The following is a 15,726-nucleotide window of genomic DNA, read 5'->3' as shown; positions in this document are numbered from 1 at the left end:
ATATTCGTTACTGCTATTTACAACTACTATGGTTGGTTCAATGACTACGGTTACAGCTCTACTTCTTACTACTTTCTAACACTCACTACAGGGTATTAGGTTAATGAGCCTTTTCTTCTGTACTAGGCATCAATGCATCAAAACTAGCTCTTATCTCTTGTTCTGGTAATTGAATACCGATAAAAACCAATGTGCTTTGACGAGTTTCATCTTCATGCCACGGTCTATCCCAATCAGCACTATAAAGACGTTGTACACCTTGGAATAACAAGCGATTAGGTTGGTCTTTAATATTTAATATCCCTTTATAACGCAAAAGATTATCAGCGAAGCTTAATAGTAATTTTTCCATTACGTCAGAAACTTCTTTTAACTCAACGGGATAATCAAATTTCAGCACAATCGAATTGATGTCATCTTGCTTATCAGCCTGATAACGGAACAGAGGCTGTTTTACATCGAGATTATCGTTTAACATAAAACCTTTTACGTTAAACAGTAATCCTAAATCAATTTGTCCATGAATAACGGTATGCACAGGTGCTCTGGCATTAATACGTCTTAGTCGTGCCATTAGTTCAGGAGAGGCAGGTGCAACATCTGTTTTCGTTAATAAGATGCGATCAGCATAACCAATTTGTGATTGTGCTATCGTAAATTGATCCAGTTGTTGCTGAGCGTGAACATTATCAACAAGCGTGATAATGCCATCTAATAAGTAGCGCTGGCAGATAATTTCATGAGAAAAGAATGTTTGGCTAATAGGGCCGGGATCAGCCATGCCTGTACATTCAATAACTAATCTATCAAACTCGATTTCACCGCGATCAAGGCTGTCACATAAGTCTAATAGCGTGTCTTCTAATTCATTCGATTTGCTACAACAAATACAACCATTGGTCAGCGTTTTAATTTGAGTGGCTCTATCACCAATGATTTCATCATCAATCGGTACTTCACCAAATTCATTTTCAATAACAGCAATTTTATAGCCATGCTCTTCATTGAGCATATGACGTAAAAGTGTTGTCTTTCCTGATCCTAAAAAACCGGTCAGTATTGTCACTGCAATAGGTTCCATCATTTATCTCCTTTACGGATCATTAGCAACAGCGAAAACCGCCTTTACCATCACCACCGCCATAACGGGCTTCCTGACGCTCACGGAAAAACTCGTTATAGGTCATAACAGGCTTATCTGGATGGTTATCTTTCATGTGTTGCACATAATTATCATAATCAGGAATACCTATTAGCATACGTGCTGCTTGTCCTAGATATTTTCCAGCTTGTCCTAAATTACCAAACATAAGTTTCTCCTAAGCCCCGCACTGGCAAGCCAGCACGGGGGTTAACCTAACTACCTAAAATTAGTGACCTGAGGACACTTTTACATCTTTTGGCATAGGAACATATGGTGTTTCTTCTGCTGTTACTTCTGGGTTTTTACGTGCTTTCATTGCAGTACGGAAACCGTAGAAAATGATGCTGTAAACAACCACTAAGAACAGAATACTTAAGCCCGCATTGGTGTAGTTGTTAATTACAATATGATTCATATTGGTAATTTCAGCCGCAGTTAAGTCGGCACCACCTGCTAAGATCTTCGCTTTGTACTCATTTGCTAAATAGAAGAAGCCTTCCATTTGTGGGTCATCACTGAGAAGTTTCAGACCTAATGCCCATGTTGTACAAATTAATAACCATACTGCAGGAACCACTGTCACCCAGATATATTTAGTACGTTTCATCTTAATTAAGATAACAGTACCTAATACCAGAGCAACCGCCGCTAACATTTGGTTTGAAATACCAAACAGAGGCCACAAGCTCTTAACACCGCCTAATGGATCAACAACACCTTGATATAACAGATATCCCCATAAACCTACGCAACCCGCTGTACCAATCACACCCGGAATGAATGAGTTTGTTTTCTTCAGGTAAGGGATAAAGTTACCTAACAAGTCTTGGAACATAAAGCGGCCAGAACGTGTACCTGCATCCAACGCTGTTAAAATAAAGAGCGCTTCGAACAAGATACCAAAGTGATACCAGAAACCCATATCCGCAGCAGGAATGATTTTATGGAATACCATTGCAATACCAACTGCTAAGGTAGGCGCACCGCCAGCACGGTTTAACACAGAAGGCTCACCAATATCTTTCGCCGTTTGTAGAATTTCTTCTGGCGAGATAACAAAGCCCCATGAACTAACCGTTGCAGCAGTATGTACAGTAACTTCTCTCAACTGCTCCATAATAACTGCTGTATTTTCACCACCTAATTCATGAAGGTTTGGCATAGTAATACCTAAACCTGCTGGCGGTGTATTCATTGCAAAATACAGACCTGGCTCAATGATAGATGCAGCTACTAACGCCATGATCGCAACGAATGATTCCATCAACATTGCACCATAACCGATAAAACGCGCATCCATTTCATTTGCGATAAGCTTAGGTGTTGTACCTGAAGCAATCAGTGCGTGGAAACCAGAAACGGCACCACAAGCGATAGTGATAAATAAGAATGGGAATAAAGCCCCTTTCCATAATGGACCTGTACCATCGACATATTGAGTAACCGCTGGCATTTTCAGTTCAGGGTTTAGGATAACAATACCAATTGCTAAACCAACGATAACCCCAATTTTCAGGAACGTCGCTAAGTAGTCACGAGGCGCAAGGATCAACCAAACTGGCAGTAATGCAGACACGAAAGCATAACCGATAAGACCAAAAGTGATGGTTGTATCTTTAAAGGTTAACGCAGGTCCCCAGTATGGGTCGTGAGCAATAACGCCACCAAACCAAATCGCAGCAATCAGTAATACAATACCGATAACAGAGACTTCACCGACACGACCTGGACGGATATAGCGCATGTAGATACCCATAAACAGGGCAATTGGTACTGTTGAACAAACAGTGAACACACCCCATGGGCTTTCTGCTAATGCTTTAACAACGATAAGTGCAAGTACTGCAAGAATGATGATCATGATAAGGAAACAGCCGAATAAAGCGATAGTACCCGGAATAGGACCCATCTCTTTCTTTATCATCTCACCAAGTGAGTTACCATTACGGCGTGTTGAAATAAACAACACCATAAAGTCTTGTACGGCACCAGCAAGCACAACCCCAGCTAATAGCCAAAGTGTACCCGGTAAATATCCCATCTGCGCAGCAAGTACTGGACCCACTAAAGGACCTGCACCCGCGATAGCCGCAAAGTGGTGACCAAATAAAACATAACGGTTAGTCGGAACATAGTTCAAACCGTCATTATTAAGAACAGAAGGTGTTGCTCTAGTTGGATCAAGTTTCATCACTTTTTGAGCGATGTAAAGACTGTAATAACGATAAGCAACTAAATAAACGGCAACAGAAGCAACAACTATCCATAGCGCACTGACGTGTTCACCACGGCGAAGTGCAACCACTGAAAGACAAAAAGCACCGATAATCCCGAGGATCACCCAAGGTACGTGCTTTAAAAATGCATTTTTGTTCATGAGACACCTTTTTTTCAGGCAAGACCGAACAGCCAAAGAGTAATGCGGGACAGCAGAGAATGATTTGAGCGAATCTGAGAAATAACTGCCCGCAGCTACATAATAAGAATTCTGACACGGGAATGGTGTGACTAAATCTCTTAGCGGTTGTATAACGAATTAAGCGGTCTGTTTTCTCAGTTAAGTGGTTTTGCTATTTTTAAATAGTGATTTTTTTGTGATCGAGATAACAAATTTATGACTTTCAATAAGTTAGAAAATCTCCAAATAGAATAAAACCTCCTTTTCTCTAACAAAAAAGGAGGTTTTTTATAACATTATTTAATTGAATGATAATTATTGGGTGACTGCTCCCCGCCCTGTCGGGCGAAGCTTCCCACTTCTCAGGCCGCAACCGTCTGTGTGACGGATTTACGCTGGCCTCCATGGACAGAAACGACGAGTCCCGCCGCTTGTAATTCCAGTATGCCCTTGCGTTCGATGTTGATCGCCGCATTGATATCACGGTCATGCTCAACTCCGCATTCAGGACATTGCCAGATACGCTTATGTAATGGCATTTCCGGCATCCTGTGACCGCAGCAATGGCAGGTTTTCGAACTGGCAAACCATTGATCCAGTTTCACCACATGAACACCTTTTTCTGCTGCTTTGTATTCCAGTTTGGTGATAAATCCAGACCATCCCGCATCACCTATCGCACGAGCCAGATGGTGGTTTTTCATCATATTTGCCACTTTCAGCATCTCGACAATTATCGCTTGGTTTTCGTCAACAATTGCGCGAGATAACTTGTGCTGGAAATCGGCACGGGCATTGGCTACACGTTCGTGAACGGTTGCTAGTTGTATTCTAGCTTTGCGTCTGTTAACGCTCCCTTTTTTCTTGCGGGAGAGGGTTTTCTGCTTCCGGCGCAGATTGTGGCTGGCGTTGATAAGATGGCACGGATTGGCAATTTTATTGCCATCCGATTTGATGACAAAATGCGTCAGCCCCATATCGAGCCCCGTCACGTTTGATATCAGTGCAGGCTTCGCTGGCGCTTCCATTCCGTCGTCACAGAGTAGCGAGGCGTAATATTTCCCCGTTGCGGAACGGCTGATAGTAATACTTTTTAACGTGCCCGTAATTTCACGATGCAATCGTGCTTCAATCGCCGGGATTTTCGGAATTTTGACTGCATCATCCAGTACTTTCACCCCAACACAGTGATAGCTCGATTGTTTACCGTGTTTACGTTTGAATGCAGGGAAACGCGCTTTTAATTTCGGATTAAAGAAATTGGAAAAAGCCACATCGAGATTAATCACCGCCTGCTGCAACGCAATAGAATCATATTCTTTAAGCCATTCATATTTGCGGGATTTCTTCGCCACAGCAAGCAGTGGCTTGAGGTCTTTACGCGGGTTTAAATTTACGCCATGTCGCTGGTAAGCGTGTTTCTTGATATGCAGCGCTTTGTTGTACGCGAAACGAACCGCACCAAACTGAGCATTGAGATATTCAGCCTGTTTTGGTGTCGGGTAAATGCGTACTTTTGTTGCTCTTAACATAATCAGCGCTCATCGATATAATGCTGTTATTTTAACATGTTAGGTGAGTATATCAATTGAGTAATCATGATGATTTTCTGGCTGAATTCCTCCACAAGCGCCACAGTGTCAGCAAACTGGTTGTGCATCTGATCTTTACGACAAAATACCGCCGAAAACTTTTTGACGGGCGAATGATAGAGCAACTGCGTGATGCTTTTAGTTCTGCTGCGGGAAAACTTGAATGCGAAATTATTGAGATGGGCGGAGAGCCTGACCATGTGCATCTGCTGGTTGCTTACCCCCCAAAACTGGCGGTCAGTGTGATGGTAAACAACCTGAAATCGGTATCCTCACGCCTACTGCGCCAGCAGAATACACATTTACGATGCAAGGCAAAACTGGGCTTCTTTGGTCAAGATCGTACTTCGTCTGTAGTGCCGGAGGTGCGACGATTGAAACACTCAGAGCCTATGTTGAGAGTCAGTCAACACCTGACTGATCTTTAAAGCCCTTCAGTCATCCCCGCCCATATTGGGCGAGAGTTCACGGCAGATTTTGCTAAATTGAACGGATATCAAAAGTACATTACCTTTTCGAGCGGGTGAACCATTAAAACGCCATTGATATGCAGCATCAATAACAGCATTGTCTATGCTCATATCACCACTGCCTGATTTCAATAACACCACAGTAGGAATACCTTGAGGATCAACATCAAGTTGTAAGATCATATCCCCTGTTTTAGGTGCCGAGTCAGGTGCATTTACTTTTGGTAATGCCTGATCACTACCTTTGATACTCGCTGATGAGAAATCAATACTAAATGTCCGATTTGATTGCTCAATTTTATCGGTATTTAACGGTAAGCGAACAGCTTTACTATTCGGATCTGATGCGGGTATTGCACGTTGAGCCAATTGAATTTGTGTTAAGTCATCACTGAGATAATCATCTGAAGGCTTAACTTCAACACCTTCCGGTAAATAGCGCATATCCATTCTCGCTCGTAAGGTCTGATAGCGCTCTAATCGAGCACCTTCAAGTGTAGCTATCACCATTCTCATTTCTAGCATTTGCATTAAAGAGCTAACACTCTCTTGGGATTTTTGCTGTGTTGCCTTAGCAAATGCACCTGCCGCAATTTCAGGATCTTCGTCTAACCATGTTATTCCCCACCCTAACCAAACATCTTCACGAACGGGTTCTAATGCAATAGCCTGTTCAAAGTGAGTACGCGCATTAAGTAATAAAGTTTGCCAATACTCTTTATCTTGAGGATAAATTTTAGGAGAGCGGGATAAATTATTTGTCCCGATGTTGTAATATTGCAATTCAAAACGTGCCACTGTTCTCACGATATCAGCATTATCCTGATGAAGAGCGAGTTTTTCATTTAAAAAGCGAATGCTATTATCCCAACTTTCATGGTTATTTTTACCATCAGGCAATGTTTGCAACTCTTTTAAGATAGCTTGTAACGCTGCACGCTTTTCTTGCTGTTGTTTAGATAATCTAGGGTAATAAGAAGCATAAGGATCATAGTTAGAGCGAGTTACTTCTCTTCCATCTTCTAATTCAGGTGCTTGCTTTTTCAGTTTTGTATAAGCATTTTCAGTCAGTGTTATCCCTTTTGCATCTTGTCTCGCATAAGCTTTAACCAATGTTATCAATGTTGATTGTTGCTTAACCGCATACTCTTTCCAACCAAGACGGGTACTTTCAAAACGGACTGTCACACGTTGGCGATATCCATCTTTGTTTGGCATAAAACGCCAATAACGAGCGGCTTTAACCGCTTGATCATCAAAAACATTAACACCACTACTGTTTTGCACCCAAAGCCCTGAAATACGCCCTTGAGGATCAACATCAACGGATAAAATAACATCTGCTCGAGGGATATATTTTCTGATTGTTGGATAACGTATCTCAGTTAAGTTTTTCACTTCATTAGGTGATTCAACTATCACTTCTCCGGGATACTCTTTTCCCATCATTGATTGCATTTCAATATAAGTGGTTAAATCATTATTAATTGCATTACTCACTGGTAATCGCTGATTAGCAAGCTTAGTAACTTCTTCTGGTGGTGTACTGTTTTGTCGATAAAAACGATCTTCAATAACACGCGCTTGTAATATCTGATAAATCTGGCGCTGATTTTCACTAAGCTCTGAAATTGCTTTTTTCAACAATTGTTGTGCCGAAATATCATTATGACCTTGCTTAGCTTGCTTGAGTGTATCTGCCACCATTAAAGCTAACATCGCTTTTTCAATTTGTGCATCCAAAGAACGATGAGCAATATAAGTAAGTGCTAAAACTTGCCATGCCTCAGGTGATAATGGTGCAACAGCAATAACATTAATACCTGATTGCGTTAATTGAGCATCATTACTATTTGAAAGGGAAGCTAATGCCTGAGCAACCATAATCTCAGGTTGATTTAATAGCCAGTCGCCATAAAAATTGAGTGTTTTTACAGCTTCCGCACGTTCTGGTGTTCCCTTGGTATGAACTAAATAAGCTTCTTTCGCTTTTGTCGCTGCAGTCACATCATCACTAAAATAATCCAATCCTGGTAAAGCAATCCGCGCTTTTTCAATAGCGCTAATAGATGCCAGCGCCTTCGGTTGATTAGACCGAATAATATTACGGATCTCATTTTCACTATTAACAACAAAATAATGATAATTTTGCCATTCAGACTGTTCGATATTTTGTAAAACAAAACGACGACGATCTTCTAATTCACTCGTTGGGATCACTGAAAATGACACGCCCAACGTCATTAAAAGTACTAATCCACCACCACATAAATAGTAAATATTTTTAGCTCGCCACGATTGCAATAACATAACAATCGTCATAATAAGAGAGCCTAGCCATAATCCCAGTAAAAAATTACGCTCATCAAAGCGAACAGATGAGGGGAGAATTTTGCTATTAAAACTATCAATCAAGCTAAAGGTTGAAACTAAGAAGGCTGGCAACCAGAAAGGGAACAGTAACGTTATAACGCCAATAATAATCAGGATCAGCTTTATTCTTTTTGTCATGTTATTTTCCCTAAGTTATGGCTTTCTTTTCAAAATATGCATTGAAGGAAAAACAAAAAGAACTAACACAATAATGGCTGAAACCATTAAAAACATCACACTTAACATCGTTATTAATATTTGCTCAATATAATCCGCTTTGATTAAATCTGTGATCCAGCTAGAACCTAAACTACCGCTGGCTCCTTGTGGAATAAAATTCATTAGTAATACCCCAAAAAACACAGGGACTATCATGGCAATAGCCGTATGTAATATGACTTTGGGTACTTGGTTTATTGCATTTTTAACCGCTATAAATATCGCTGGCGGTTGAATCGGTTTCGCTGGCGTAGTTTGAGTTGGTGCTTGTCGGATATTCGCATTTTGTACTCTTTTTTGACGACTTTGTTCACGTTGCGTTTGGTTTTGTTTCTGAATAATTGCAACTTGCTGTAACTTCGCCTCTCTTGCACATGCTGCGCAAGCTTTACCTGCAAAATGCTGGTGGTTTTTATCTTTCTGACAAACCAACATTTGCTGCTTTTCAGGTTGTGCATATTCATAAAGCGCCGTCGCCCATATTTTGGCGCTTGGTCTTAATGAAGGCGCACCGGAAAACGCTTTATCAAAAAGAGTTCTTAATTTATCAGGTAATTGTTTATGTCCACTCGCCACACTGGGTGTAATTAAATTATGCGCTTTTACGCCATAACCATAAAAGCGCCCAGCAATACGCCTTGGGATATCCGTAGGTACAGTGTCGTTTTTAGGACGACCACTAAAAGGATGAATACCAAAATTAAGTAATTGAAAAATAATTACCGCTAAGGCAAATCGATCTTGCCACTCTTCTTCTGCTTCTGGAATAGTTTGCTTGGCTTGAAATTCAGGCGCTAAATATTCGACGGTAAATTGCCCAGCAGGATAACGTGTATTCTCGCCTTGAATACTAAATCCATCACAATCGAGAAGAGATATATACAAGCTTGATTTATAAAACCGCAAATTCAGCGGTTTCATATCAATAATGCGGTGCCCTTGTTGGTGCAAAGCATCAATCAATGAACAAAGGTTATAAGCAAGGCTAACTTTCGCCCCCATTCCCGTAGGTAAGCCATGAGCTTTAGCTTGGCGTTCTTGAAGAATGTATTCCAACTCAATCGTATTTTTGACATCAAGTTCAGGCATCACAAAGCCAACAAATTGCTTTTGGCTATTGTATAAACGAGCTTGAGGCCATGCGAGTTGGATAATAGGTGTATCGTTAACAGAGACAGGCTTTAATGCAGGTTCTAACTTCTGCATCGCCGTGATCTTTTTCAGATAATAGGCTTTATCAATTTTGTCATGATAAACTTTTGATACTTGGAAAGGTGCGTTATTAATATGGCTAACGCTACCTGCACCACCGCTTTTTATCAAATTACCTATTTGATAAACCTTGCCGTTTTCATCTTGTAATTGCGTAGATACTGATTGAGCTATCCCTTTCTTTCTCGCTTTTACCACAACTCTTCATCCCTGATGCAAATAACTAAGGTTTTATCATCGCCTGTGATTGAGTGTGTTCGAGGATCAGCTAAAGTCCCTGCTAATGCCTCACTTCCGCTATCTTCTGAGACCGTTTTTAAATAACGGATCACAGGGGTGATAAACGGTTCATAAAGGGCATCACACGCTTTATTCATAGCAAAAGGCTGTACACCATCAGACATCAAAACAACCTGTTTTACCGGTTTATTTAGGGGAATAACACGCAAATGTGCTTCCCAATTTTCTGATGTTACAAACCACGTTTGATTCGCATATTCTCCATTTTCAGGCTGTGATACATAACTTGTACCATCGCAGTATTCCACAACAGCAATACCATCACCTAAATGGAACAAATAGCCATTATCATCACCAACCCAACATGCAACCAGTGTTGATGCATATTCATTAAGCGCACACTGTTTTATTTCTGCATATTCGGCGAGCTGGAGGCGAATATCTTCAATAAGTTGCTTAGCCCCCTGTGTTATCTGTTTTTCGGTTAACAAATCAATATTTGGCCACTCTGTAATTCGTAGCGTAAATAACCGAGCAACCAGTTGAGCACCTTGTTCACTATAACGAGAAGAGCCAGCACCATCACAAACCGCAGCAATAAGATATTCACCTTTGCGACGAATAAAATAAGCATCCTGACAGGGGATTTGACGTTCTTGATGGGCAACGCCTGTCGCAGATGCCCCATAAGCTAACCAATCATTCATCAAACAGGTACACTCGCCCAAGAATCAGTTGAAGGTAATTGTGCTGTGCCACCCGGTGTTGATTGAGAAACCACCTGCATGCTGGCACTTAGCCATAAGAACAGTTCTTTAAATTGTAATCCCTTGAGCATTTTTACACCGTTAACACCATTACGACTAAAACTTCCCATCACTTCAGCTGATGCACCATCAACCATAATAGGAAATACCGCTGTTTTTTGACTTTCTTCGGCTTGGCGACAAAGTTGCGCCGCATGTTCCCATTGATCTGTCGGAACACCATCAGACATTAAAAATAACCAAGGACGAGTATAAGCAACGCCGGCTTGTTTAAAGCGTTGTTTTTCAGCTTCAATTTCTTCAAGCGCCAGCGTAATGGCTTGCCCCATCGGCGTTGTACCATTTGCCTCTAAAACAGGTGCCGTAAAGTCCATAGCATCTTTCCAATCACCATGAACTGTACATTGGTCGTATCCGCCATATTCAATCACTAAAATACGCACACGTTTCGCTGCAATAACGTCATTTTTTAGTTCTTGTTCAAGTAGCTTAAGACCTTCATTTAGTTGTTGAATTGGCTGTCCATACATACTACCAGAGCTATCTAGTACTAAGATCAGTGGGGTTCTTTGTTCACTATTATCAACCAAGGCTACGTCAGGGATCATAAGATGCTCCATCATTCAGTTATTATTTTTCATGATAATGATTAATGTAACATAAAGACGCAAAATTCATCAGAAAGAAAAAAGCGATAAATTGAAGATAAAGATATTTCTTAGAAAAAGCCCGTCTAAAAGCTTAACAAGCTGATTTTTGGCTAAAATTGCGAAGCTTTTCAAGTCTTAAGATGAAAAAAAAGCACCTCATTACATTGAGTAAAAAGGTGCTTTTTTAATAAACTATTTATGATGTTAATAGTGGATTTTTTGGCGTCCAGCAATAGAGTGCGAAAGCGTTGTACCATCAACCATTTCAAGCTCGCCTCCCACAGGAACTCCATGGGCAATTCGGCTAGCAGCAATATCATACTGAGCACAAATTTCAGCAATGTAATTGGCTGTAGCTTCACCTTCAACGGTCGGGTTAGTTGCCAAGATCACTTCTGAAATAGTCTCTTGGCTTAAGCGCTCTTCAAGTCTATCTAAACCAATATCCATCGGTCCAATGCCATCTAACGGGGATAAATGCCCCATTAAAACAAAGTATCGACCTGCAAACTGCCCTGTCTGCTCGATAGCATGAATATCCGCAGGACTTTCGACAACACAAATTTGCCCATTTTGCTGACGGCGAACATTGGCACAGATGGTGCACCGCTCTTCTTCAGTAAAGGTTCGGCAATCACTACAATGACCAATTTCAGACATTGCACGTGTGAGTGCTTGTGCAAGTCGCATACCACCGCTTCTATCACGTTGAAGCAGTTGGAAAGCCATTCGTTGCGCTGATTTAGGCCCGACACCGGGTAAACAACGTAACGCTTCCATTAATGATTCAAGAAGTGGGCTGGTTTGCATTAGAATGGCATCTTAAAGCCTGGTGGCAATTGCATACCGTTAGAAACAGAGGCCATTCTCTCTTTTTGCGTTTCATCAATACGACGCGCAGCATCATTAAAGGCAGCAGCAATCAGATCTTCCAGCATCTCTTTGTCATCTTCTAGCAGGCTAGGATCGATTTCAACACGACGGCAATTATGAGCACCATTGATAGTGATCTTAACTAAGCCAGCGCCAGATTCACCTGTCACTTCTAAGTTTGCGATCTCTTCTTGCATTTGTTGCATTTTTTCTTGCATTTGTTGGGCTTGCTTCATCAGATTACCCAAACCACCTTTTCCGAACATAATTGTCTCTCTTTGTAAAAGCCACACAGTATGAAGTCATACAACATGTTGCGATTAAACAGGTCGGATACTCTCTTCATCCAGTTCAGCATCAAAATATTGCTGTAATGTTTGAATCGTTTTATCCGTAATAATCGATTGACGCGATAACGCCAATTTTTCATCATAAATGGCTTGTCGCCACTCCAACGGTGTTTTTACCGCTGGATCATCATCTTCTATAATTGTGAGTGAAATTGCTTTTCCATGCAATTCACTTAACGCATTAGTGAGCGTGCGTAACGCATTTGCTGAATTTAAATGTTTCTGTTTAGTTCGTAAATGCAAAATAACGTTTTCTTCGCTTACTGTCTCTTTATACGCATTTAATGCCAGTTGTTGCACTAATTTAGGTAACGGCATTTTGTCAATTTCGGCAGCCCAAGCATCTCTTTCTTGTGATTCTTTAGCAATTTTCGCCGCTAATTCAGGTGTTTTTTCATATTCGAGAACTTCTTTGATCTCTTTTGGTGAAGAAACAACCTCTTGCGTTGACATTAATTCAGGATTTTGTGGACGCCACTGATACTCTTCTTTTTTCTTCTTTTCAGGCGCATTAGTCTGACGCTTAGCAACTTGCTGGCGTTTTTCACTCACGGCTGCTAGCCGCTCTAATGCACTAGCAGCCGGCTTAGCCCGATTAGGCGTCGCCGGTTCAGACTTTTTTGGCGGGGTTTGTTGTTCCGTCCCCTTTATTGCCTGCCTTGCTCTTAAAAGTTGTGCTGCGGGGCTATTGCCTAATGAAGCACTATTTTCTATTTGTGAAGAAGGTTGATGAGCCTTTTGAGACGAATGCGTTTGCGCCATTTGCGGTGCATTATGCTCAGACATCCTATTTGCTGGTAATGATGCTGACGGTAAAGTTTGTGCTAATGGCGCGGAAGGTATTTCATCAATCACTGTTTTAGGATGAAAAGCAAGCGCACGTAGCAGCGTCATTTCAACGCCCATACGTCTATCTGGCGCATAAGCCAGCTCTTTTCGCCCTACTAATAAGGTTTGATAATAGAGTTGTAAATCTTGTGGAGAAACAGATTTAGCCAATAAACGTAAGCGTTCTTGAGTAAATTGCTCTTGAGGATTTTCTTCACTAGGCAATAATTGCAACATTGCAATTTGATGCAGTAATGAGAGTGTTTCAACCAAGAAGTTTTCCCAGTCAGTACCTCTTGAAGCCACTTCATTAACCAGCGACATGACCTGTTGGCCATCGGCTTTTACCAGCGCTTCAATCAATGCCAAAGGCTGCGCATCATCAATCGTGCCTAGCATTTGGCTAACCACTTCTGCACTAACAACACCTTCGCCACTTGCAATAGCTTGGTCTGTTAGGCTTAACGCATCTCGCATACTGCCATCAGCAGCACGCGCAATAAGTTGACGCGCTCTTACGTCATTTTCAATATGCTCGGCTGAAAGTACTTTTTCGAGTTGTGTCGCAATCTGGTCGATATCTAATGCACGCAGATGAAATTGCAAGCAACGCGATAAAATCGTGACAGGTAATTTTTGTGGATCAGTCGTCGCTAATAAGAATTTAACGTGTTCTGGCGGCTCTTCTAATGTTTTTAATAGCGCATTAAAACTGTGGCGAGAAAGCATGTGAACTTCGTCTATTAGATAGACCTTAAAACGTCCACGAGCTGGCGCATATTGCACATTATCAAGCAGTTCACGGGTATCTTCTACCTTAGTACGAGATGCGGCATCGATTTCAATTAAATCGACAAAACGCCCTTGTTCTATTTCAAGGCAATTTGCACATTGACCACAAGGTTTACTCGTAATGCCAGTTTCACAATTAAGCCCTTTGGCAAATAATCGGGCAATAGTGGTTTTCCCGACACCTCTTGTGCCAGAAAAAAGATAGGCGTGATGAAGTCGCTGATGATCAAGACCATTAGCTAAAGCCGTCAACACATGACGTTGACCAACAACATCGTTAAAAGTTTGTGGGCGCCACTTACGGGCAAGTACCTGATAGCTCATTGATTCCGCTAAATTTGAACAAGATTTATCTCTATGCTAACACAGGGACGACCTATTGAGCGAGATTTGTAAGAAACAAATGAGATATTGATGAAAGAAGTAGCAGAAATTTAAGATAAAATAAGAGGTAACAATTGTGCGGGCAATATACATTTATAAAATAGAAAAACTTATAAACGATATATAAACACCCGCACTCTTACTTATGTTTACGATAAGAGCTCATTCGCCCTTCTCTAAACAGTGAAGATATTAATGTCCTGGAAAATCAACCAGTGTAAAGCTGTGAACACCTTGTTTTTCTAAGCGTTCGATACCGCCTAAATCAGGTAAGCAGATAATGAAAGCAGCTTCTGTCACAGTGCCACCTAAACGGCGGATAAGACGAGCAGTTGCTTCAATGGTGCCACCCGTTGCCAGTAAATCATCAACCATTAATACTTTGTCTTGATCCGTAATGCTATCTTTGTGGATCTCTAAAGTATCTGTGCCGTATTCCAGATCATAAGTTTCACTGAGCGTTTCGCGAGGCAATTTACCTTTTTTACGAACAGGAACAAAACCAACACCTAGGCGTAAAGCAACCGGAGCACCAAATAAGAAGCCACGCGCTTCGGTACCCACAACTTTAGTGATACCCTGACCTTGATAGTGTTCTACCAATAAATCAATGGTTGCCTGATATGCAGCAGGATTATCCAATAACGTAGTGATATCACGGAATAATATCCCTTCTTTTGGATAATCAGGAATGGTTTCAATACTGTCTTTAATAAATTGCAGTTGTTGCGCGTTAGCAGTCATAATCAGTGCCATAATAAAAAACGAAACGATAGAATCTATGCAATATGCCGTTAAAATGCAACAGAAAGCCAATTAACAACTCTTTTTTGTTGCTTTAAGTCAATTCATGTTTTTATCAAAACAGGGACAAGAACCAGATGAATAAACCCGATCCTTTAAGCTTGTTTAAAAAACAGATAGACAATCTTGCCGAAACAGTAGCACCTATTGCAAACAAAAAAATTGCAGCACCTTGCTTCGACACAGCACTGTTCCACCGCCGAAGTGATTCCCTTGGTGGCTATATGCAACAGATCCGCGATAATTTTACCCAGTTAATCGCTTGTGTTGAGGCACAACGAAGCCAGCAGGTTAAATTTCTGGCCACACAAATCCTACAACAAATTGAAGCATTAACTCGTGAATTATCGACACAAACACTAAGAAAGCAAGAGAACCAGCTTACTCAACGAAAAAAAAGTGTCGATTTATACCAAAAGCTTGCCCAACATCAGGATTATGAGCGTCGATTACAAGCCATGATCCAAGATAGAGAGCTTTCATTAACGCAAGCACAAAGCTTTATGAAGCAACAAGAGTTACAAAAAGAGATTGCTGCTCTTGAAAATCGCCTTGCACGCTGCAAAAACGCCCTGTTTTCTATCGAAAAGAGTATTGAGAAACAAGAAGATAAATTTTAAAGGGAGTGAC

13 protein-coding genes and 1 pseudogene are annotated in these 15,726 nt (G+C 41.1%); 2 read left to right on the top strand and 12 right to left on the bottom strand.

Annotated features, from left to right (window positions below; all coding sequences use genetic code 11):
• Window positions 1-100: 100 nt before the first annotated feature.
• The 4 genes from yjiA to EHE21_RS03795 all read right to left on the bottom strand — a co-directional run bounded on the left by yjiA (window position 101) and on the right by EHE21_RS03795 (window position 5,074).
• The gene (gene yjiA, locus EHE21_RS03810) at window positions 101-1,081 is read right to left on the bottom strand and encodes a GTPase (protein ID WP_194952578.1); all 981 of its coding nucleotides are present in this window, start codon (window positions 1,079-1,081) and stop codon (window positions 101-103) included.
• A 22-nt stretch (window positions 1,082-1,103) separates the two neighbouring features.
• Window positions 1,104-1,310: a YbdD/YjiX family protein gene (locus tag EHE21_RS03805; RefSeq protein WP_004245057.1), complete on the bottom strand. Its 207-nt coding sequence runs from the start codon at window positions 1,308-1,310 to the stop codon at window positions 1,104-1,106.
• A 60-nt stretch (window positions 1,311-1,370) separates the two neighbouring features.
• On the bottom strand, window positions 1,371-3,521 hold the full coding sequence (locus EHE21_RS03800) for a carbon starvation CstA family protein (RefSeq protein ID WP_194951883.1): 2,151 nt from the start codon (window positions 3,519-3,521) through the stop codon (window positions 1,371-1,373).
• 383 nt (window positions 3,522-3,904) lie between these two features.
• Window positions 3,905-5,074 carry an RNA-guided endonuclease InsQ/TnpB family protein gene (locus tag EHE21_RS03795; protein ID WP_194951882.1) on the bottom strand — a complete coding sequence of 390 codons (1,170 nt, stop codon included), beginning with the start codon at window positions 5,072-5,074 and terminating at the stop codon, window positions 3,905-3,907.
• Window positions 5,075-5,130: 56 nt separating this feature from the next.
• Here EHE21_RS03795 and tnpA point away from each other — a divergent pair.
• Window positions 5,131-5,555, top strand: a pseudogene (tnpA, locus tag EHE21_RS03790) (IS200/IS605 family transposase).
• A 13-nt stretch (window positions 5,556-5,568) separates the two neighbouring features.
• Here the strand turns inward: tnpA and EHE21_RS03785 are convergent.
• The 8 genes from EHE21_RS03785 to apt form a co-directional block, all read right to left on the bottom strand.
• Window positions 5,569-8,115, bottom strand: coding sequence for a TonB family protein (locus EHE21_RS03785; protein WP_194951881.1), 2,547 nt, complete (start codon window positions 8,113-8,115; stop codon window positions 5,569-5,571).
• A 15-nt stretch (window positions 8,116-8,130) separates the two neighbouring features.
• Window positions 8,131-9,606 (bottom strand): DNA-binding protein, encoded by a 1,476-nt coding sequence (locus EHE21_RS03780; protein WP_194951880.1) that lies wholly within the window; start codon window positions 9,604-9,606, stop codon window positions 8,131-8,133.
• Entirely contained in the window at window positions 9,600-10,355 is a 756-nt protein-coding gene (locus EHE21_RS03775; protein WP_194951879.1) for a PP2C family serine/threonine-protein phosphatase, read from the bottom strand. Before EHE21_RS03775 ends, EHE21_RS03780 begins: the two co-directional genes overlap by 7 nt.
• Window positions 10,355-11,023: a vWA domain-containing protein gene (locus EHE21_RS03770; protein WP_228766731.1), complete on the bottom strand. Its 669-nt coding sequence runs from the start codon at window positions 11,021-11,023 to the stop codon at window positions 10,355-10,357. The genes EHE21_RS03775 and EHE21_RS03770 overlap by 1 nt, the downstream gene beginning before the upstream one ends.
• A 246-nt stretch (window positions 11,024-11,269) precedes the next feature.
• Window positions 11,270-11,875, bottom strand: coding sequence for a recombination mediator RecR (recR, locus tag EHE21_RS03765; protein ID WP_194951877.1), 606 nt, complete (start codon window positions 11,873-11,875; stop codon window positions 11,270-11,272).
• Window positions 11,875-12,204, bottom strand: a complete 330-nt coding sequence (locus EHE21_RS03760; protein WP_023580840.1) for a YbaB/EbfC family nucleoid-associated protein — start codon at window positions 12,202-12,204, stop codon at window positions 11,875-11,877. The genes recR and EHE21_RS03760 overlap by 1 nt, the downstream gene beginning before the upstream one ends.
• 54 nt (window positions 12,205-12,258) lie before the next feature.
• Window positions 12,259-14,232 (bottom strand): DNA polymerase III subunit gamma/tau, encoded by a 1,974-nt coding sequence (gene dnaX, locus EHE21_RS03755; RefSeq protein WP_088493662.1) that lies wholly within the window; start codon window positions 14,230-14,232, stop codon window positions 12,259-12,261.
• Window positions 14,233-14,484: 252 nt separating this feature from the next.
• On the bottom strand, window positions 14,485-15,036 hold the full coding sequence (gene apt / locus EHE21_RS03750; protein WP_036911661.1) for an adenine phosphoribosyltransferase: 552 nt from the start codon (window positions 15,034-15,036) through the stop codon (window positions 14,485-14,487).
• Between the two features lie 137 nt (window positions 15,037-15,173).
• On the opposite strand from apt, the gene priC reads away from it, so the two are divergent.
• Window positions 15,174-15,716, top strand: a complete 543-nt coding sequence (gene priC, locus EHE21_RS03745) for a primosomal replication protein PriC (RefSeq protein WP_088493663.1) — start codon at window positions 15,174-15,176, stop codon at window positions 15,714-15,716.
• The last annotated feature ends 10 nt before the right edge of the window (window positions 15,717-15,726 follow it).

This window comes from Proteus sp. GOKU (assembly GCF_015475555.1).
GTDB classification, from domain to species: Bacteria; Pseudomonadota; Gammaproteobacteria; order Enterobacterales; family Enterobacteriaceae; genus Proteus; species Proteus mirabilis_B.
This window is presented reverse-complemented; position numbering and strand designations above follow the sequence as displayed.